19 protein-coding genes are annotated in these 19,601 nt (G+C 73.8%); 9 read left to right on the top strand and 10 right to left on the bottom strand.

Features of this window, described 5'->3' with window-relative positions; all coding sequences use genetic code 11:
* Positions 1–20: 20 nt before the first annotated feature.
* The 4 genes from CHF15_RS15300 to CHF15_RS15290 all read right to left on the bottom strand — a co-directional run bounded on the left by CHF15_RS15300 (position 21) and on the right by CHF15_RS15290 (position 2,679).
* The gene (locus tag CHF15_RS15300; protein WP_089224456.1) at positions 21–632 is read right to left on the bottom strand and encodes a nucleoside triphosphate pyrophosphatase; all 612 of its coding nucleotides are present in this window, start codon (positions 630–632) and stop codon (positions 21–23) included.
* Positions 633–646: 14 nt separating this feature from the next.
* On the bottom strand, positions 647–778 hold the full coding sequence (mmpB, locus tag CHF15_RS46395) for a morphogenic membrane protein MmpB (RefSeq protein WP_018561319.1): 132 nt from the start codon (positions 776–778) through the stop codon (positions 647–649).
* Between the two features lie 90 nt (positions 779–868).
* Positions 869–1,075, bottom strand: a complete 207-nt coding sequence (locus CHF15_RS15295; protein WP_179279799.1) for an acyl-CoA carboxylase subunit epsilon — start codon at positions 1,073–1,075, stop codon at positions 869–871.
* A 14-nt stretch (positions 1,076–1,089) separates the two neighbouring features.
* Complete coding sequence (locus CHF15_RS15290; RefSeq protein ID WP_089224319.1) at positions 1,090–2,679, bottom strand: acyl-CoA carboxylase subunit beta; 1,590 nt, start codon at positions 2,677–2,679, stop codon at positions 1,090–1,092.
* A 217-nt stretch (positions 2,680–2,896) separates the two neighbouring features.
* Between CHF15_RS15290 and CHF15_RS15285 the strand changes: the two genes are divergently transcribed.
* The 5 genes from CHF15_RS15285 to hutH all read left to right on the top strand — a co-directional run bounded on the left by CHF15_RS15285 (position 2,897) and on the right by hutH (position 8,800).
* Entirely contained in the window at positions 2,897–3,739 is an 843-nt protein-coding gene (locus CHF15_RS15285) for a biotin--[acetyl-CoA-carboxylase] ligase (protein ID WP_089224318.1), read from the top strand.
* Between the two features lie 91 nt (positions 3,740–3,830).
* Positions 3,831–4,979, top strand: a complete 1,149-nt coding sequence (locus CHF15_RS15280) for an adenylate/guanylate cyclase domain-containing protein (protein WP_089224317.1) — start codon at positions 3,831–3,833, stop codon at positions 4,977–4,979.
* Between the two features lie 70 nt (positions 4,980–5,049).
* Entirely contained in the window at positions 5,050–5,853 is an 804-nt protein-coding gene (locus tag CHF15_RS15275) for an enoyl-CoA hydratase/isomerase family protein (RefSeq protein WP_089224316.1), read from the top strand.
* A 97-nt stretch (positions 5,854–5,950) separates the two neighbouring features.
* Positions 5,951–7,102, top strand: a complete 1,152-nt coding sequence (locus tag CHF15_RS15270) for a sensor domain-containing diguanylate cyclase (protein WP_089224315.1) — start codon at positions 5,951–5,953, stop codon at positions 7,100–7,102.
* 135 nt (positions 7,103–7,237) lie between these two features.
* Positions 7,238–8,800, top strand: coding sequence for a histidine ammonia-lyase (gene hutH, locus CHF15_RS15265; RefSeq protein WP_089224314.1), 1,563 nt, complete (start codon positions 7,238–7,240; stop codon positions 8,798–8,800).
* A gap of 42 nt (positions 8,801–8,842) precedes the next feature.
* On the opposite strand, the gene CHF15_RS15260 is transcribed toward hutH, so the two are convergent.
* Positions 8,843–9,133, bottom strand: coding sequence for a hypothetical protein (locus CHF15_RS15260; protein WP_245938835.1), 291 nt, complete (start codon positions 9,131–9,133; stop codon positions 8,843–8,845).
* Between the two features lie 189 nt (positions 9,134–9,322).
* On the opposite strand from CHF15_RS15260, the gene CHF15_RS15255 reads away from it, so the two are divergent.
* A complete protein-coding gene (locus CHF15_RS15255; protein WP_089224313.1) occupies positions 9,323–9,721 on the top strand; it encodes a hypothetical protein in 399 nt (132 codons plus the stop codon).
* A 249-nt stretch (positions 9,722–9,970) separates the two neighbouring features.
* Complete coding sequence (locus CHF15_RS15250; protein ID WP_089224312.1) at positions 9,971–11,260, top strand: L,D-transpeptidase; 1,290 nt, start codon at positions 9,971–9,973, stop codon at positions 11,258–11,260.
* A 100-nt stretch (positions 11,261–11,360) separates the two neighbouring features.
* Here CHF15_RS15250 and CHF15_RS15245 read toward each other — a convergent pair whose 3' ends face one another.
* From CHF15_RS15245 to xylB, 3 genes are all read right to left on the bottom strand, one after another.
* A complete protein-coding gene (locus CHF15_RS15245) occupies positions 11,361–12,248 on the bottom strand; it encodes a prohibitin family protein (RefSeq protein WP_089224311.1) in 888 nt (295 codons plus the stop codon).
* Between the two features lie 147 nt (positions 12,249–12,395).
* Positions 12,396–13,547, bottom strand: a complete 1,152-nt coding sequence (locus CHF15_RS15240) for an ROK family transcriptional regulator (protein ID WP_179279813.1) — start codon at positions 13,545–13,547, stop codon at positions 12,396–12,398.
* A gap of 169 nt (positions 13,548–13,716) precedes the next feature.
* Complete coding sequence (gene xylB, locus CHF15_RS15235; RefSeq protein ID WP_089224309.1) at positions 13,717–15,129, bottom strand: xylulokinase; 1,413 nt, start codon at positions 15,127–15,129, stop codon at positions 13,717–13,719.
* A gap of 73 nt (positions 15,130–15,202) precedes the next feature.
* Here xylB and xylA point away from each other — a divergent pair, with 73 nt between their 5' ends.
* Positions 15,203–16,372, top strand: coding sequence for a xylose isomerase (gene xylA, locus CHF15_RS15230; RefSeq protein WP_089224308.1), 1,170 nt, complete (start codon positions 15,203–15,205; stop codon positions 16,370–16,372).
* Positions 16,373–16,425: 53 nt separating this feature from the next.
* Complete coding sequence (locus tag CHF15_RS15225) at positions 16,426–16,923, top strand: GNAT family N-acetyltransferase (protein WP_089224307.1); 498 nt, start codon at positions 16,426–16,428, stop codon at positions 16,921–16,923.
* Positions 16,924–17,036: 113 nt separating this feature from the next.
* Here the strand turns inward: CHF15_RS15225 and CHF15_RS15220 are convergent, their stop codons facing one another.
* Positions 17,037–17,909: a hypothetical protein gene (locus CHF15_RS15220; RefSeq protein ID WP_089224306.1), complete on the bottom strand. Its 873-nt coding sequence runs from the start codon at positions 17,907–17,909 to the stop codon at positions 17,037–17,039.
* Positions 17,910–18,224: 315 nt separating this feature from the next.
* Positions 18,225–19,565 (bottom strand): hypothetical protein, encoded by a 1,341-nt coding sequence (locus CHF15_RS15215; protein WP_089224305.1) that lies wholly within the window; start codon positions 19,563–19,565, stop codon positions 18,225–18,227.
* Positions 19,566–19,601: the final 36 nt, after the last annotated feature.

Genomic DNA, 19,601 nt, shown 5'->3' with positions numbered 1-19,601 from the left:
GGCCAGAACCCGCCGGCCGGTCAGACCCAGAAGTCGGTGATGCGCAGGTCCAGCTCGGCGAAGAGCCGGCGCAGCAGCGGCAGCGAGATGCCGATGACGTTGCCGTGGTCGCCCTCGATGCCCTCGACGAACGGCGCCGAGCGGCCGTCGAGGGTGAACGCGCCGGCCACGTGCATCGGCTCGCCCGAGGCGACGTAGGCGGCGATCTCGGCGTCGTCCGGGGTGCCGAACCGCACCGTGGTGGAGGCGGTCGCCGAGACGCGGCGGCCGGTGGCGAGGTCGATGACGCAGTGCCCGGTCCGCAGCACACCGGAGCGGCCGCGCATGGACTTCCAGCGGGCCGTGGCGTCCTCGGCGTCGGCCGGCTTGCCCAGCGCCACGCCGTCCAGGTCCAGGACGGAGTCGCAGCCGACGACGACCTCGCCGTCGGAGAGCCCCGCGGCGACCGCGGAGGCCTTGGCCTCGGCCAGCACCCGGGCCAGCTCGGCGGGGCTGCCGGCGCTGATCGCGTCCTCGTCGACACCGCTGACGACGACCCGCGGGTCGAGCCCGGCCTGCTTCAGCAGTCCCAGGCGCGCGGGGGAGGCGGAGGCGAGGACGAGCGGGCGGGGGCTGCGGCTGCTGTCGGTCATGACCGTCATCGTAGTCAGCAGCGCCAGGCCACCAGGGCGGTGATCAGGGGGACGGCGACCGCGATCACGAGCATCGCGCGGCGCAGCATCGCCTGCGCCTGCCGCATCTCCTCGGGGGGTTCGTCGGACGGGTCTGACCACAGCATGCCGTCCAGGTTGCGCCGTGGAGAACGCCCGCGCCTGAGTACGGGTACTCAGGCGCGGGCGGGCAAGCGGACCATTTCCGTCAGCCCGGGTCAGTGCGGCCAGTAGGTGCTGCGCCAGGACGCCGGCGCCGGGCGCGGTATCCGGCCGGGGACGTTGCGCGCGGGGGAGGCCCACTCGTCGGCCGCGCGCGGGCCGTCGGCGGGCCCCGCGGCCGCCGCGGCCCGGGCCTGGACGAGAGCCACGACGGCCGCCAGCTCCTCGGGGGTCGGGTTGCCCCGTTCGACCTTGATCACCATGGGTGGGCGGCTCCTTACAGGGGGATGTTGCCGTGCTTCTTGGGGGGCAGGCTCTCGCGCTTGTTGCGCAGCGTCCGCAGCGCCTTCACCAGGTGCATGCGGGTCTCCGACGGCAGGACGACCGCGTCGACGTAGCCGCGCTCCGCGGCGACGTAGGGGTTGAGCAGGGTGTCCTCGTACTCCCGCATCAGCTGGGCGCGCAGCGCCTCCGCCTCCTCGGGGGAGCCGGCCTCGGCCAGGGTGCGGCGGTGCAGGATGTTGACGGCCCCCTGGGCGCCCATGACGGCGATCTGGGCGGTCGGCCAGGCCAGGTTGAGGTCCGCGCCGAGGTGCTTGGAGCCCATGACGTCGTAGGCGCCGCCGAAGGCCTTGCGCGTGATGACGGTGATCAGCGGGACGGTGGCCTCGGCGTACGCGTAGATCAGCTTGGCGCCGCGCCGGATGATGCCGTTCCACTCCTGGTCGGTGCCGGGCAGGAAGCCGGGCACGTCGACGAAGGTGACGACCGGGACGTTGAAGCTGTCGCAGGTGCGGACGAAGCGCGCCGCCTTCTCGCTGGCGTCGATGTCCAGGCAGCCGGCGAACTGCATCGGCTGGTTGGCGACGACGCCGACCGGGTGGCCCTCGATCCGGCCGAAGCCGGTGAGGATGTTGGGCGCGAACAGCGCCTGGGTCTCCAGGAACTCGCCGTCGTCCAGGACGTGCTCGATGACCTGGTGCATGTCGTACGGCTGGTTCGCCGAGTCCGGGATCAGGGTGTCGAGCTCGAGGTCCTCCGCGGACACCTCGGACTCCGCCTCCTGCGGGAAGGAGGGGGCCTCCTGGAGGTTGTTGGACGGCAGGTAGGACAGCAGCGCCTTGACGTACTCGATGGCGTCCTTCTCGTCGCCGGCCATGTGGTGCGCGTTGCCGGAGACGGTGTTGTGCGAGCGGGCGCCGCCCAGTTCCTCGAAGCCGACGTCCTCACCGGTGACGGTCTTGATGACGTCCGGGCCGGTGATGAACATGTGCGAGGTCTGGTCGACCATCACCACGAAGTCGGTGATGGCGGGGGAGTAGACCGCGCCGCCCGCGCAGGGGCCGAGGACGAGGGAGATCTGCGGGATGACGCCGGAGGCGTGGGTGTTGCGCCGGAAGATCTCCCCGTACAGGCCGAGCGAGGTGACGCCCTCCTGGATGCGCGCGCCGCCGGAGTCGTTGATGCCGATGACCGGGCAGCCGGTCTTCAGCGCCCAGTCCATGACCTTGACGATCTTCTCGCCGAAGACCTCGCCGAGTGCGCCGCCGAACACGGTGAAGTCCTGCGAGAACACGGCCACCGGGCGGCCGTCCACGGTGCCGTGGCCGGTGACGACGCCGTCGCCGTAGGGGCGGTTCCGCTCCAGGCCGAAATTGGTCGAGCGGTGCCGGGCCAGCTCGTCCAGTTCGACGAAGGAGCCCTCGTCCAGCAGCAGTTCGATGCGCTCACGCGCGGTCAGCTTGCCCTTGGCGTGCTGTTTCTCCACCGCACGCGCCGAGCCGGCGTGGGTCGCCTCGTCGATACGGCGGCGCAGGTCCGCCAGCTTGCCCGCGGTGGTGTGGATGTCGATCTCCGGCTCGGCCATGGGAGGCGGCTCTCCTGCTCTCGTCGGGTCCTGCTGAGGGTGTGACGTGACTGGCGAGTAATACTGTTTTCGTAGCGTAACCGCGCGGATGCTGCCCGGTCAGTGCGGCGTTGGCCACACTCCACTCCCAGGGTCCGCCTTCCCGGCCGCCGCGTCGTCCCGGACCCGGAGGGGCCGCGTCCACGGCGATCCGGAGGGCAGACCCTAGGCTGGGAACATGACCTCGAACCGCTGGTCCGACCTGGAGCGACCGCCGCTCAACGCGGCCGCCCTGCGCCGCGCGATCGTCACCCCCGACAGCCTGTGGACCGACCTGGACGTGGTCGGCTCCACCGGCTCCACCAACAGCGACCTGGGCGCCCGGGCCCGGGAGGGCGCCGCCGAGGGCGCGGTCCTGGTCGCCGAGGAGCAGTCCGCGGGGCGCGGCCGCCTGGACCGCCAGTGGCAGGCCCCCGCCCGCTCCGGGCTCTTCTTCTCCGTGCTGCTGCGGCCGACCGCCGTCCCGCCCCGGCGCTGGGGCTGGCTGCCGCTGCTGGCCGGCGTGGCGACCGCCACCGCCGTGGCGCGGACGGCGGGCGTCGACACCGGGCTGAAGTGGCCCAACGACGTGCTCGTCACCGTCGATGGCGAGGAGCGCAAGACCGGCGGCATCCTCGCCGAGCGCGTCGGCGACGACGCCGTGGTGATCGGCATCGGCCTCAACGTCACGCTCCGCGAGGAGGAGCTGCCGGTCCCCGCCGCGGGCTCGCTCGCGCTCGCCGGGGCCAAGGGCACCGACCGCGATCCGCTTCTGCGCGCGGTGCTGCGTTCGCTCGCCGACTGGTACGGCGAGTGGCTGCGCGCCGACGGCGACCCGGCCGCCTCCCGGCTGCAGCAGGCATACGCCGCCGGCTGCGTGACGCTCGGCCGTACCGTGCGCGCCGAACTCCCGGGCGGGGGCGAGGTCAGCGGGCGCGCGGTGGCCGTCGACGACGACGGGCGGCTGGTCGTCGCGACCGCCGGGGGCGAGCGGGCGGTCGGCGCCGGAGACGTCGTCCATGTACGCCCGGCGGGAGAGTGAGCCAGGACACACCTGCCGTATTGTTGAGGCGGCAGCCTCCGACGCGGTGATCGGAAGGGCCGGTGCGCAGGGACTCAGGAGGGGGCGGGCGGTGACCGTGGACGACGCGAGCGACCTCCCGCCGCACGAGGAGCCGGGCGGCCGGCACGGCGGGCAGCCGGAACCCGAGGAGCGCGAAGAGCCCGAGGAACGGGGCGGATCCGCCCGCGCGCACGCCGTCGAGGAAGACCCGATCGCGCTCCGCCTGGAGCACTTGATCCTCGGCTCCGGACGGCACTACACGCCCTTTCAGGCGGCCCGCAGCGCCGGCGTCTCCATGGACCTCGCCGCCCGGTTCTGGCGCGCGATGGGCTTCGCCGACATCGGCCAGGCACGCGCGCTGACCGAAGCCGACGTCCTGGCGCTGCGGCGCCTGGCCGGCATGGTCGAGGCCGGGCTGATCAGCGAGAGCACGGCGATCCAGGTCGCCCGGTCCACCGGTCAGACCACGGCCCGGCTGGCCGAGTGGCAGACCGACTCCTTCCTGGAGGAGCTCACCGAGCCGCCCGAACCCGGCATGACCCGGGGCGAGGTGGCCTATCCGCTGGTCGAGCTGCTGCTGCCGGAGCTGGAGGAGTTCCTGACGTACGTGTGGCGCCGGCAGCTCGCCGCGGCCACCAGCCGGGTCGTCCGCTCCGACGACGAGGAGGCCGTGGACCGCCGGCTCGCGGTCGGCTTCGCGGACCTCGTCGGCTTCACCCGGCTCACCCGCCGGCTGGAGGAGGAGGAACTCGGCGAGCTGGTCGAGGCGTTCGAGACCACGGCCGCCGACCAGGTGGCCGCGCACGGCGGACGGCTCATCAAGACCCTCGGCGACGAAGTGCTGTTCGTCGCGGACGACGCCGGCACGGCCGCCGAGATCGGCATACGGCTCATCGAGACGATGAACGGCGACGAGACGATGCCGGCGCTGCGCGTCGGCATGGCCTTCGGCACCGTCACGACCCGCATGGGCGACGTCTTCGGCACCACGGTGAACCTGGCGAGCCGGCTGACCTCGATAGCGCCCCGGGACGCGGTGCTCGTCGACGGCGAGCTGGCGCAGGCGCTCGTCGCGGCGGGCGAGGCACCCGAGTCGGAGGCGGAGATCGCGCCCGGGTCGGAGGAGAAGTACCGCTTCGGGCTGCAGCCCATGTGGCGGCGGCCGGTGCGCGGTCTCGGCGTGGTCGAGCCCTGGCTGCTGAGCCGCCGGGGCGGCTGAGCGGACGCGCCCACTACGCTGGCCGTCGACGGTTCACGATCGTTAACGGCGACCCGGAGGTGGCGGCGCGATGGCCGAGCAGCGGTTTGGCGAGTGGGTGGCGGTACGCAGGCACGGTGACGCCGGGCGGGTGGCGGAACTCGTGCTGGACCGGCCCAAGGCGATGAACGCCATCTCGACGGACATGGCCCGGGCGGTCACCGAGGCGTGCGAGGCGCTGTCCGGCGACCGGTCGGTGAGCTGCGTCGTGCTCACCTCGACGCACGAGCGGGCGTTCTGCGTGGGCGCCGACCTCAAGGAGCGCAACTCCTTCACCGACGCCGACCTCGGAAGGCAGCGTCCGTACACACGGGCCGCCTACACGGCCGTGCTGGAGCTGGCGATGCCGTCGGTGGCCTCGGTGCACGGCTTCGCCCTCGGCGGCGGCTACGAACTGGCGCTGGCGTGCGACGTGATCGTCGCGGACCCGACGGCGGTCGTGGGGCTGCCGGAGGTCACGGTGGGCGTGATCCCCGGCGGTGGCGGTACGCAGCTGCTGCCGCGCCGGGTGGGCGCGGCTCGGGCGGCGCAGCTGATCTTCACCGGGCGCCGGGTGCCCGCCGCCGAGGCGCTGGCGCTGGGGCTGGTGGACGTGCTCGCGGAGGAGGGCCAGGACCGCATGGAGGCGCTCGCGCTGGCCGCGCGGATCGCCGCGAACTCGCCGGTGGGCCTGCGGGCGGCCAAGCGGGCGATGCGGCTGGGCCAGGGCACCGACCTGCGGACCGGGCTGGACGTCGAGGACGCCGCCTGGCGCACGGTCGCCTTCTCTGGGGACCGCGCCGAGGGCGTCGCGGCGTTCAACGAGAAGCGCGACCCGGTGTGGCCGGGTGAGTGATTGAGGGGGAAAACGACCGTGCCGCCGGTGTGTAACGTGCGGGGCCGTGCGAACGTCGCAAACTGGTAAAAGTTCTGCTGCGACAGGAGACGGGCGCATGAACGGCACCGGCGGGGACGCTCGACTGCGCGCCGTCGCCGAACTCGCGCGGGCGGTGGCGGCGGCGAAGTCGCCCATGGAGGCGGCCGTCGCCGCCGCGTCCTCGGCGCGGGTCGCGCTCGGCGGTTCCATGTCGGCGATCTCCCGCTGGGAGCGCGACCGGGGACGGCTGCGGGTCCTGGTCAACGACGGGGACCTGGCGCCCGGCGAGGAGCCGCAGCCGGCCGAGGAGGTGTACTCGGTCGCCGACTTCCCGGAGATCGTGGAGTTCCTGCACGCCAAGTGGACCGAGGGCGGCGAGCCGCACGCCTGGATCGAGACCGCCGAGGGCCCCGCGCAGGCGCGCGGCGGCGCCTACTGCCACCAGCGGGTGGCCACGCTGCGGCGGCGCGGCCGCACCTCCTGCGTCGTCGCCCCGATCCTGCTGCACGGGCTCGCCTGGGGCGAGCTGTACGTGGCCCGGGGGGCGGGGCGGCCGGTCTTCGACCGGGACGACGCCGAGTTCGCGACCGTGCTCGCGACGCTCACCGCGGCCGGGATCGCCCAGACCGAGCGGCTGGCCGAGGTGCGCCGGCTGGCCTTCAGCGACCCGCTGACCGGGCTGGCCAACCGGCGGGCCGTCGACCAGCGGCTGGAGGAGGCGGTGGAGCGGCACCGGGCCGACGGGACCCCGGTGAGCCTGGTGGTCTGCGACCTCAACGGGCTCAAGCGGGTCAACGACCAGCTCGGGCACGCGGTCGGCGACCGGCTGCTGGTCGGCTTCGGCTCCGTGCTGTCGCTGTGCGGGGCCGCCCTGGAGGGCAGCCTGGTGGCGCGGCTGGGCGGCGACGAGTTCTGCCTGCTGTCGGTCGGGCACCGGGCGGAGGAGGTCGTGGCGGTCGCCGAGGAGCTGTGCGTGCGCACCAAGTGGCTGGGGTTGGGCGACGGGGTCGCGGTCGGGGTGGCGTCCACGGACGCCGAGATCGGCGTGGTGACCTCGGGGCGCCGGCTGTTCCGGCTGGCGGACGCGGCCCAGTACCGGGCGAAGGCCCTGCACTCGGTGGAGCCGGTGGTCGCCGGGCGCGGGGCGCCCGAGGACCCGGTGGTCCGGCTCGCCGACCAGCCCGCGGGCCACGACGTGGAGCGCCGCCGCTTCCGGGGGCGGGACTGAGCGCCGGCCGGGCGGCGGGCGGCCGGGGAGCGGGCCGCGGGACCGGGCCCGGCGGGTGCGGAGCGGCCGCGCGGAAGAGGCCCGTCCGGCACGTGACAGGTAGCGATTCAGTCCGTAGGGTTCGTGAATATGAGTATGCATAACGTGGTGATCGGGGCCCACGGGGCCGCGGCGGAGGACGTGCTGGCGGTGGCCCGCGGCGGTGCCCGGGTCGAACTGTCTGCGGAGGCGCTGGCCGGGATCGCCGCGGCGCGCGAGGTCGTGGAGGCCCTGGCGGCGAAGCCGGAGCCGGTGTACGGCGTGTCGACGGGCTTCGGCGCGCTCGCGGTGCGGCACATCAGCCCCGAGCTGCGCGCGCAGCTCCAGCGCAGCCTGGTGCGCTCGCACGCCGCCGGCATGGGCCCGCGGGTGGAGCGCGAGGTGGTGCGCGCACTGATGTTCCTGCGGCTGAAGACGCTGGCCTCCGGCCGTACCGGGGTCCGCCCGGTCGTCGCCGAGACGATGGCCGCGCTGCTCAACGCCGGCATCACGCCCGTCGTCCACGAGTACGGCTCCCTGGGCTGCTCGGGCGACCTGGCGCCGCTGTCGCACTGCGCGCTGGTCCTGATGGGCGAGGGCGAGGCCGAGGGCCCCGACGGCGTCGTGCGCCCCGTCCCGGAGCTGCTGGCCGAGCACGGCATCGAGCCCGTCGAGCTGCGCGAGAAGGAGGGCCTTGCCCTCATCAACGGCACCGACGGCATGCTCGGCATGCTCGTCATGGCCATCGACGACCTGCGCCGGCTGTTCACCGCCGCCGACGTCACCGCCGCGCTCTCGATGGAGGCGCTGCTGGGCACCGACAAGGTGCTCGCGCCCGAGCTGCACGCGATCCGCCCGCACCCCGGCCAGGCGGCCAGCGCCGAGAACATGCGCCGTGTGCTCGCCGGCTCCGGGCTCACCGGGCACCACCAGGACGACGCGCCGCGGGTGCAGGACGCGTACTCGATCCGCTGCGCCCCGCAGGTGGCCGGCGCCGGCCGGGACACCGTGACGCACGCCATGACGGTGGCCGACCGCGAGCTGGTCTCCGCCGTCGACAACCCGGTCGTCTTCGCCGAGGGCTCCGGGGGAGGCAGGGTCGAGTCCAACGGCAACTTCCACGGCGCGCCCGTCGCCTACGTGCTGGACTTCCTGGCCATCGCCGCGGCCGACCTCGGCTCGATAGCGGAGCGGCGCACCGACCGGCTGCTGGACAAGAGCCGTTCGCACGGCCTGCCGGCCTTCCTGGCCGACGACCCGGGCGTGGACTCCGGCCTGATGATCGCCCAGTACACGCAGGCCGCGCTGGTCAGCGAGAACAAGCGGCTCGCGGTGCCCGCGTCGGTGGACTCCATCCCGTCCTCGGCGATGCAGGAGGACCACGTCTCGATGGGCTGGTCGGCCGCCCGCAAGCTGCGGCAGTCGGTGGACAACCTGGCCCGGATCATCGCGGTCGAGCTGATGGCGGCGTCGCGCGCCGTGGAGCTGCGCGTGCAGGGCAGCGAGGTGCTGGTGGCCGCCCCGGCGAGCCAGGCGGTGCTGAAGGCCGCGCGCGAGGCGGGTGTGGGCGGCCCCGGTCCTGACCGCTTCCTGTCCCCGGACCTGGCGGCGGCGTACGACTTCGTGCGCGGCGGCGGTCTGGTGGCGGCGGCCGAGTCGGTGACCGGCCCGCTCGCCTGATCCCCACCCCGTCCCGGCCCTCGGGCCGGGACGGGGTGGGGCCTAGTACACGTCGCGGGTGCGGCGGCTCGCGTTGATCACGAGTGCCGCGCCCAGGCCGAGGAAGGCGGTTCCGCCGACCAGGTACGGCGTGGTGTCCACGCTTCCCGTGTCGGCGAGGTGCTGCCCCCCACCGGTGCCCGACCCGGTGGTGGTGGCGGTGGAAACGGACGACTGCGTGCCCGTGTTCGCCGTGTGCTCGGCACTGGCGGACGCGTTGGGCACGAAGTACAGGGCGCCGAGGACGGCGGCCGCCGTGATGGCGACGAAGGCGGGCGGACGGTGCGAGGTCAACGGATCCCCCAGCGGTTGCGGCGACTTGACCGTGAAAGCAGATGGTAGTGAGACAACCGCCGCGGAGGGAAGTTCGACCCCGGAACCGGAGCTTCCACGGGTTCCCGGAGGGCCGCCGCGGGTATCCTTCGGCGCCGGAAGCGGACTGCCTGCGCAACGGGGGCCGTTCCCCCGCATACGCTCCGTCACATGAGCACTACTGACATCCCCACCGGGGAGAGCGGGCCGCGCTACGTGCGGCTCCAGGTGGAGCTGGTCCTGGAGATCACCGGGTCCGGCGAGCTGACCGACGCCGCGCTGGACCAGATCGGCGGCGACGAGTACATGCCGGACGACGAGCGGCAGCACGCCGAGGCGTCGGTGCGGCAGGACGAGTCGGAGGCGCTGGCGTACCTGGTCGATCCCTTCGACCTGGTCACCAGCGTGCCGGGGATCGAGCTGGTGCAGGCGTCCTGGTCCTGCGCCCACACCGAGTACGACCCCGACTCCGACGAGTGGGACCTCTACGACGACGAGGCCGATGACGAGGCGGACGAGGAAGCCGACGAGGAAGCCGACATCGACGAGGAGGAACCGCGGGGGCGCTGAACGCGTCTTCGCCCATGCGTGACTCACCTGCCCCGGGCCCCTCACGGGTCCGGGGTTTCGCACGGGCCGCGAGACCGCGCCCATGTCACGTGCGTCACGCACGTGTTTTTCCCCACACTTCCCGATGTGGGGGAACGGACCAAAGACCCTGGCAGTTCCTGGACGTACGAGTGAGGCTCGATCGAGGGCCGTGGCCCGCGACGCAAGCGGGCCGGGGGAAACGCGTACCGGACGACATTGGAGATCTGTGTGAAGCGCGCCGAGACCGGCACAGCCACCGACACGAAGCCCTCTCGCAAGCGGCGAGCCGGGCTGGCAGCTCTGGCGCTGCTCGCCGTCGGGGCGATCACTCTGACCGCCTGCGGGGGCGACAAGGCGGGCACTGCCGGTTCCGACAACAATGCAAAGTCGCAGGCCTCGGTCGACGAGCAGGCGGCCAAGGACGCGTCGGACGCCCGAATATCGATCACCCCCAAGACCGGTGCCGACAACGTCAGCATCAACAGCGGCGCCAAGGTGCAGGTCGCCGAAGGCGAGCTGACCAGCGTCACCATGACCTCGGTCGCCGACGGCTCCGACGTCGAGGGCACGATCTCCGAGGACGGCTCCAGCTGGGCCCCCGACGCCCCGCTCGAGCGGGCCACGAAGTACAAGATCGCCGCCAAGGCGGAGGACGGCAAGGGCCGCAAGGCCGCCGAGAACTCCACCTTCACCACCGTCAGCCCCGAGCACAGCTTCATCGGCTACTACACGCCCGAGAACGGCCAGACCGTCGGCGTGGGCATGCCGGTCTCGATCAACTTCACCAAGGCGATCGAGGACAAGAAGGCCGTGCAGTCGGCGATCTCGGTGAGCTCCAGCAGCGGCCAGGAGGTCGTCGGCCACTGGTTCAACTCCACCCGGCTCGACTTCCGCCCCGAGGCCTACTGGCAGGCCGGCTCCACCGTCACCCTGAAGCTGAACCTGGACGGTGTCGAGGGCGCCGCCGGCGTCTACGGCGTCCAGGAGAAGACCGTCAGCTTCAAGATCGGCCGCAGCCAGGTCTCCACGGTCGACGCCTCGACCCACCGGATGAAGGTCGTCCGCGACGGCAAGGTCGTCCGTGACATCCCGATCTCCGCCGGCTCCGACGAGAACACCACCTACAACGGCCAGATGGTGATGTCGGAGAAGTTCACCGAGACCCGGATGAACGGCGCCACCGTCGGCTTCACCGACGACGACGGCAAGGGCGAGTACGACATCAAGGACGTGCCGCACGCCATCCGCCTGACCACGTCCGGCACCTTCATCCACGGCAACTACTGGGGTGCCGACTCGGTGTTCGGCAGCGTCAACACCAGCCACGGCTGTGTCGGCCTGAACGACACCAAGGGCGCCAAGGACACCTCCACCGACGCCTACTGGTTCTACACCAACTCGATCGTCGGCGACGTCGTGATCGTGAAGAACTCCAAGGACAAGACCGTCGACCCGGCGAACGGCCTCAACGGCTGGAACATGGGCTGGAGCGCCTGGAAGGCCGGCAGCGCGGTCTGAGCCGCTCTCCCGCCCCGAACGGCGGCAGGGGCCCGGAACCTCACGGTTCCGGGCCCCTGCGGCGTTCCCGGCGCCTTGGGCGCCCTGTACGGGCGGGCCGTCAGTTCTTCGTGCCGTCCACGATGACCGGGGAGCCGTTCGCGTTCGTACCGCAGGGCACCGCGTACACGGGGTGGGACTTCGCGGCCTCGCGGTAGGCGTCCAGGCACTGGTTGTAGAGCACCTTGTCGCTCAGCGACTTGGCGATGATCCGGTTGGCGCTCGCGATGCCCTCCGCCTCGATCCGCTTGCGCTCCGCCTCCGCCTTGGCCGTCCTGGCCGCCTCGACGGCCCGCTCGGTGGCCTGCTGCTGCTGGATCTTCTTGTCGATCTGCTCCTGCAACTGCTCGGAGGGCCGCACGTTGCGCAGGTTCACCGCGGCGACGTCGATGCCGCGCGGGGCGAGGCGCTGCTTGATCAGGGAGTCGATCTCCGAGCCGATCCGCTCACGGGCGGAGGCGTACCCCTCCTCGCTGGTGTGCTTGGCGAAGACGTTGCGGATGATCTCGCGGCTGTCCGGCATCACCAGCCGCGACTGGATGGCCTCCTCGTTGCCCGCCAGCCGGTAGAGCTCGACGGCGTTGGCGGGCACCACGGCCCACTTGATGGTGACGTCGGCGTAGAGCACGCCGCCCTGCGAGGAGCGGACCTCGACCACGTCCTTGTCGTGCAGGTCGAGGTCGACCGGGCGCGTGGAGAACGACGTGACGTCGGTGAACGGCGATCTGAAGTGGATGCCGGAGGTCAGCGGCGAGCCGACCTTGCCGAAGGTCACCGGGACGCCGACCTCGTAGGCGCTGACGACGTGGACGCAGGCGAAGACGCCCGCCAGCACGCCCGCCAGGGCGCTGAGCGCCGCTCCCAGCTTCCAGCCGCCGGAGCTCTGGCCCCGGGCGACGAAGAACAGCACGACCGCCGCCACGAGCAGCAGGATGGACAGCACGAACACAGGGATCCCCCCTCGGAACACGGACCGGGCGCCGCCCCCCGGCCGCGCCGCGCAGCGCATCGTAACCGCCGGGGGTGACGGCTCCGTGCGCTGCGTGACGAGCTGTTGCGAGGCTGTTGCGAGGGTGTCGCCGGGCTGTCCGGGGGGTTACCGCGGGCGCAGCGCCTGGGGGTCGTCCAGGACGGCGCGCACCACGCTGTACGCGGCGCCGAGCAGCACGCCCTCGCGGCCCAGCCGGGACACCCGTACGGCGTCCGCCCGCCATTGACGGTCCGTCACGCGACGGCCCAGCTCGCGCTCGACGGCCGAGCGCAGCCACGGCGCCAGTGCGGCCAGCGTGCCGCCCAGCACGACGGCCTGCGGGTCCAGCAGGTTCACCGCGCCGCTCAGCGCGATCCCGAAGGCCGCTCCGGCGGCCGCCAGCGCCTTCAGCGCCGCCGGGTCCTCCTGCGCGGCGGCGGCCTGGAGGGCCTTGAGCGCGTCCGGCCGCTCCGGGGCGATGCCCGCGGCGCGCAGTACGGCCTCCTCGCCCGCGTACTGCTCCAGGCAGCCGCGCGCCCCGCAGGAGCAGCGCGGGCCCGTCGGGTGCACGGGCACATGGCCGAGCTCCCCGGCGAAGCCGCGCGCCCCGCGGAACAGCCGGCCGTCGACGACCAGCGCCGCGCCGATGCCGATCTCCGCCGAGACGTGCACGAAGTCGGTGACGCCCTCGTGGCCGCCCAGCCAGAGTTCGGCCAGGGCACCGAGGTTGGCCTCGTTCTCGACGGTGACCGGGACGGGGGAGGCGGCGAGGCCGCCGCCCCCGGACCGCTCGAACCAGCCCGCGGCGTCGACGTCCTCCCAGCCGAGGTTCGGCGCCCGCATCACGACCTGCCGGTCCCGGCCGACCAGGCCCGGTACGGCGAGCGTCAGCCCGGCCGGGCCCAGGCCGGCGGCCCGGGCCTCCTGCCGCACCTCGGCGACGAGCGCCGCGAGTTCGCGCAGCACCTCCGGTGCCGGGCGGCCGCGGTTGTCCGCCTCGACGCGGGCCCGGGCGCGCACGGTGCCGCGCAGGTCGACCGCGACGGCGGCGAGGTGGTCCACCCCGACCTCCGCGCCGAGGCCGGCGGGACCGGTGTCGTTCAGCGCCAGGGCGGTGCCGGGGCGGCCGACCGTGCCGGGGCGCTGGGTGCCCAGCTCCACGAGCAGGCCGGTCGCCAGCAGCTCGTCGACGAGGGTCGACACGGTGGCCCGGGTCAGGCCGACTTCGGCGGCGACGGCCGCGCGCGAGACCTCGCCGTGGTCCGCCACGGCTCGCATCACCAGCGCCAGATTCCGCCGCCGCAACCCCGCCTGCGACCCCGGCCGTTCCGCCACGCTCCGGTCCCCTTCCGCTCTCGTCCGTCATCCGTCCTGGTCAACGTCCTGCCCCCACCCTCGCACGCCCCGCCCGCCGGACGGGCCACGGGCCCCGGGCGGGGCGAGCGGCTCACCGCACGTCGAAGGCGTCGGCCAGCGCCGTCGCGAGGCGGTCGAGCGCGGCGTCGTCGCGCGGGACGGGGTCGAACGAGGGACCGGCCGTGGTGTCCCAGCGGCGGGCGACGGCCTGCGGGGTCTCCCCGGTGAGCAGCCCGGCGGCCTGCGCGGCCGCGCCCAGCGCGACCAGCTCCTCCGCGACGGGGATCCGCACGGCCCGCCCCGACAGGCGTCGCACGGTCTCGCGCCACGCGGTGCCGCGGGCGCCGCCGCCGATCAGCAGCAGCGGCTCGTCCGAGCCCGTGCCGTCGACCGCGAGCACCTGGTCGAGCGCGGTGAGCAGGGCGTACGCCGCGCCGTCGTAGGCGGCCTGGAGGATCTGCCCCGGGGTGGTGTCGTGCCGCAGCCCGGTGAGCAGGCCGGAGGCGTACGGCAGGTTCGGGGTGCGCTCGCCGTCGAGGAACGGGAGCAGCACCGTGCTGCCGCCCGCCTCGACCGCCTCGCGGTCCAGGGAGAGCAGGCCCGCGATCTTGTCGACGGCCAGCGTGCAGTTGAGGGTGCAGGCCAGCGGCAGCCAGTCGCCGTGGCCGCCCGCGAAGCCGGCCACGATGCCGGTGGGGTCGGTGGGCCGGGTGGTGGCCGGGGTGTAGACGGTGCCGGAGGTGCCGAGGCTGAGCGCGGGCTGGCCGGGGACGAGCCCCAGGCCCAGGGCGGCGGCGGCGTTGTCGCCGGTGCCCGCGCCGACCAGGACGCCCTCGCGCAGCGGCAGCCCGGGCAGGGTGACGCCGGCGGCCTCGCCGGGGCCCAGGACCCGGGGCAGCAGCGCCGGGTCGAGGCCGATCTCCGCGAGCAGCGCCTCGTCGTACGTCTCGGTGTCCGTGGCCCACCAGCCGGTGCCGGAGGCGTCGCCCCGGTCGGTGACGCCGGCGCCGCCGAGCCGCTCGGTGAGGAAGTCGTGCGGGAGGCGGACGGCCGCGGCGGCCTTGGCCGTCTCGGGCTCGTGCTCGGTGAGCCAGGCCCACTTGGTCACGGTGAAGCTCGTGCCGGGCACGCTGCCGAAGCGCCGCGCCCAGTGCGCGGCACCGTGCCGCTCCACCAGGGCGTCGGCCTGCGGGGCGGACCGCACGTCGTTCCAGAGCAGGGCCGGCCGCAGGGGCCGGCCGACCGGGTCGAGGACGACCAGGCCGTGCTGCTGGCCGCCCACGGAGATGGCGTCGGCCCGCTCCGCGTACGGCCCGATCTGGGCGAGGGCGGTGCCGAGCGCGCGCCACCACACCTCGGGGTCGGTCTCGCGGCCCGCGCCCTCGCTGACCGTGTGCCGGGCTTGTCCTCTGGCCAGTACCTCGCCCGTCTCCACGTCGACTGCGAGCACCTTGGTCGACTGGGTGGAGCTGTCCACACCCAGCGCGATCGGTCCGTTACCCATCCTGCGGCTCCCTTCACAAAGCGGCGATGGCATATTAATTTGTTCAGTGGTCTTACGAATAGGAGCCGCCGCGATGAGTTTCACCCCCACCCCCGAGGACAAGTTCACCTTCGGTCTCTGGACCGTCGGCTGGCAGGGCCGCGACCCCTTCGGCGAGGCGACCCGCCCCGCCCTCGACCCCGTCGAGAGCGTCAACCGGCTGGCCGAGCTCGGTGCGTACGGCGTCACCTTCCACGACGACGACCTGATCCCCTTCGGCTCGGACGACACCGCGCGCGAGGGCCACATCAAGCGGTTCCGCCAGGCCCTGGACGCCACCGGCCTGAAGGTGCCGATGGCCACCACCAACCTCTTCACGCACCCGGTCTTCAAGGACGGCGGCTTCACCGCCAACGACCGCGAGGTGCGGCGCTTCGCACTCCGCAAGACCATCCGCAACATCGACCTCGCCGCCGAGCTGGGCGCCAAGGTCTACGTCGCCTGGGGCGGCCGCGAGGGTGCCGAGTCCGGCGCCGCCAAGGACGTGCGGGTCGCCCTCGACCGCTTCAAGGAGGCCTTCGACCTCCTCGGCGAGTACGTGATCGAGCAGGGCTACGACATCCGCTTCGCCATCGAGCCCAAGCCGAACGAGCCGCGCGGCGACATCCTGCTGCCGACCATCGGCCACGCGCTGGCGTTCATCAACGAGCTGGCCCACCCCGAGCTCGTCGGCCTCAACCCCGAGGTCGGCCACGAGCAGATGGCCGGGCTGAACTTCCCGCACGGCATCGCCCAGGCGCTGTGGCACGGCAAGCTCTTCCACATCGACCTCAACGGCCAGACCGGCATCAAGTACGACCAGGACCTGCGCTTCGGCGCCGGCGACCTGCGCTCCGCGTTCTGGCTGGTCGACCTGCTGGAGACGGCCGGCTACGAGGGCCCGCGCCACTTCGACTTCAAGCCCCCGCGGACCGAGGACATGGACGGCGTGTGGGCGTCCGCCGCCGGCGGCATGCGCAACTACCTCATCCTCAAGGAGCGCGCCGCCGCGTTCCGCGCCGACCCGGCCGTGCAGGAGGCGCTGAAGGCCTCCCGCCTGGACGAGCTGGCGCAGCCGACCCTCGGCGAGGGCGAGACCCTGGCCGGCCTGCTCGCCGACCGCGGCGCCTACGAGGAGTTCGACGCCGACGCCGTCGCGACCCGCGGGTCCGCCTTCGAGCAGCTGGACCAGCTCGCCATGGACCACCTGCTCGGCACCCGCTGAGACCGGGGAAAACAGGGTTGCCGCCGGGCCCGTCCCGGCGGCACCCTGCGGGGGTGATCGAACTGCGGGTGCTCACCCCCGACGACTGGCCGCTCTGGCGCGAGCTGCGGCTCGCCGCGCTCGCCGACGCGCCGCACGCCTTCGGCGCCCGGCTCGCCGACTGGCAGGGCGACGGCGACCGCGAGGAACGCTGGCGCGACCGGCTCGCCCTGCCCGGCTCGTACAACCTGGTCGCCCTCGTCGACGGCAGGCCCGGCGGCATGGCCAGCGGTGTCCCCGGCGAACTGCCGGACAGCGCCGAGCTGATCTCCATGTGGGTGGCGGGCGACGCCCGCGGCCGCGGCGTCGCCGACGTGCTGATCCGGGCCGTCGAGGAGTGGGCCGCGACCACGGCGGGCGCCGCCCTGCTCCACCTCGCCGTCGCGGAGGGCAACGCGGTGGCGACCGCGCTCTATGTGCGCAACGGCTTCGCGGACGACGGGGGGCCCGGCGGGGTCATGCCGGACGGCCGGCCGGAGCGCGTCATGACGAAGCGGCTCGCGGCGGCGTAGCGTCCCGCGGGGTCCGGTCCGGGGATGATCTCGCCGAGGCCCGCCCCCCAGGACGATGCGGCTCACGGCAAGGGCGTTCCCCGGCGAAGTCCCGGGGTTCGGACGTGACGGCGTCATGCCGCTTCGGCCAGGCACTCCCGGCAGGTGGCCGGGGCGTGCCCGCGGAAGGGGCGCTCGCAGGAGTCGCAGGCCTGCCAGGGGACGGCCGCTCGGGGCGGCGGCGCGGCGGCGGGCGGGTCCCATGCGCGCAGACGGTAGGCGAGCAGGCCGGCCGGACGGTGGGTCAGGGCGGAGGGCAGGTCCGCGGCGAGGGCCTCGGCGATGCGCCGGGGCTCGGCTCCGAGGCGGAGCCACGCGGCGACACCGGGGGACAGACGGGCGATGTCGCGCCGGGAGAGCAGCAGGCGGGGGTCGCGTACGCGGAGGGATGCGAGGACGGCCTCGGCGGCTTTGCCGACGGCTTCCTCGCCGAGGGCTTCCTCACCGGGGGCGTGCGCGCCGGGAGCCGCGTACGGCACCGCCTCGTGGGCTGCGCCGGACGCGGCGTCCGGGGCTTCCTCGCAGGCTTCGGCCGGGGCGGGTCCGGGTCCGGGTCCGGGTGCGGGTGCGGGGCCGTCCGGCGCCGGCGGTGTGTCCGCCCGCGGCACGTCGTGGACATAGGTACGGGTACGGATCCGCCCGTTCTCCTCGCGGACCACGACCCGCTCCAGGAACCCCTCGGCCTCCAGCTCGTTCAGCGCCCGGGCGAGTCGCTCCCTGCTCTCGGTGAAGTGCGCGCGCAGCGCGTCGATGCTGACGGGCACGCCGTCCGGGACGGAGAGGAGATAGGCGCCGACGCCGACCGTGACCGCGCTGCCGGGGCGCTGGGCGAGGCGGTTGGAGAGGATCGTGAAGTTCGCCGTGAGGCGGCGGCGTACGTGGACCACGCCGGCCGCCGGAGTCCCGGCGCGGGCGCGTGAGGGCGCACTAGACTGCGTGTCAGCCATGGGGAAGTTGCGTCTTCCTTAACTGGTCAGGCCCCGGCCGGGATTGCCGTCCCCGCCGGGGCCGTCGTGTATGCGGTGTCGTCTGCGGCGACCATACCGCCCCCTCCCCGCGTCCTCGTCCCAAATCACCTGATCAGGTGATGGGTTGGGGCAGGGGGGAAGTCCCAGTCCTTCTCAAGACGGTCCTTGAGGGGTCCGCTGCGCCACCGGCCCCCGGCCGCCGCCGTCCCGTACCGGACCACCGGCCCCCGGTGCTCCGGCGTCCGGTGCGGTCCGCCCCGGCCGCGCGGCGGGGGAGGTGCCCCGCCGCGTCGCTCAGGCCGCCTGACCGTCCACGACGCCCTTGGCGAAGTCCGCCCGCAGCCGGGCCAGTTCGGGGTCCGGTACCGCGCGCGCCCAGGCGTCGGGAAGCCCGCGGACGGTGTGGTTCTTGGTGGTCGCGGCACTGTAGGTGGCCGTGCAGGTGAGCGACACGGTGCCGGAGGGCTCCATCTTCCGCTGGAAGGTGCAGGTCTTCACCTTGCGGCCGTCGAGGGTGATGGCGATGCTGATCTCCGCGTAGACGGGCTCGTCGGAGGCCTCCACGTCGCCCAGGCCTTCGTAGACCGAGTTCTGGAGGGTGAACCGGGCCGTGCAACTGCTGTTGCCGCAGGGGGAGAAACGGGCCTTGCCCGTGGTGCTGAAGTTGACCGCCGGGTCGACGGCGGACTTCAGGGCGGAGAGGTCGCGGTCGTAGGCGGTCGTGAAGGTCTCGCGGTCGGCGCCGGTGAGCGCGCCGACCGTGGTGTCCAGGCCGTCGGGAAGGGGCAGCGGGCCCGAGGCGGCGGGGGAGTCGTCGGCGGCGAGGCGCAGCAGGGTGCGGGGGACGGAGTCGCTGATCCAGAAGCGGCCGTTGGCCGTGGTCAGCACCTTGACGGGCCGTCCGGAGACGGTGGAGGACGTGATGGCGTCCGGGCGGCCGCGGTCGGCGGCGTCCCGCAGCAGGTCGGAGACGTTGGCCGGGTCCAGAGGGGTCGTCAGGTCGTCGATCTCGGGCAGGTCGGCGGAGGAGTCCATCCAGCGGCCGTCGATCCGGTCGAGGAGGTCGCCCGCGTAGCCGCGGTCCTTCCAGTACGCCTTGCCGGCCTTGGTCAGACGGTGGTCGTCGGTGGTGAGCAGCCGCACCGTGGCGCCCTGGTCCTGCAGCGAGCCGCGGCCCCAGCCGCCGGGCGTGGTCTGCAGGTCGAAGGGCGTGCTCGCCCCGCTGTCGAGGGCGAAGTCGCCCCGGTAGGCGACGACCTGGGTGTCGCTCATGGTCTCCGCGGCCTCTCGCAGCATGCGCTCGGCCTCCGCGGCCGGGTCCTTGGGCGCGGTCGCCGAGGGGCCGTCGCCGTCGCCGGAGCCGTCACCGCCCCAGGGCGCCCATATGAGGAGGCCGGCGACCAGGGCCGCGGTGGCGAGCCCGGCCACGGCCAGCAGCGGGCCGCGCCGGCGGGGCGGCGGAGTGGGGTAGCCGTGGTGCGGCGGGTACCAGGGCGCTCCCTGGTGGGCCTGAGGCTGCGGGGGGTACGGCGGCGCCGGCGGGGGCGGAGGTCCGAAGCCGCCGCCCCCCGTGCCGCCGCCGGTTCCGTGACCGGGGCCCCAACCGCCGCCGCCCCACGGCGTTCCGTCCGTCATATGCGCGTCTCCCCACCTCGTGCGGCCACTCGTGCC

Origin of the sequence: Actinacidiphila glaucinigra, assembly GCF_900188405.1 — a bacterium.
Classification (GTDB): Bacteria; Actinomycetota; Actinomycetes; order Streptomycetales; family Streptomycetaceae; genus Actinacidiphila; species Actinacidiphila glaucinigra.
The sequence above is the reverse complement of the archived record's forward strand: the minus strand, read 5'-3'. Positions and strand labels throughout refer to the sequence as shown.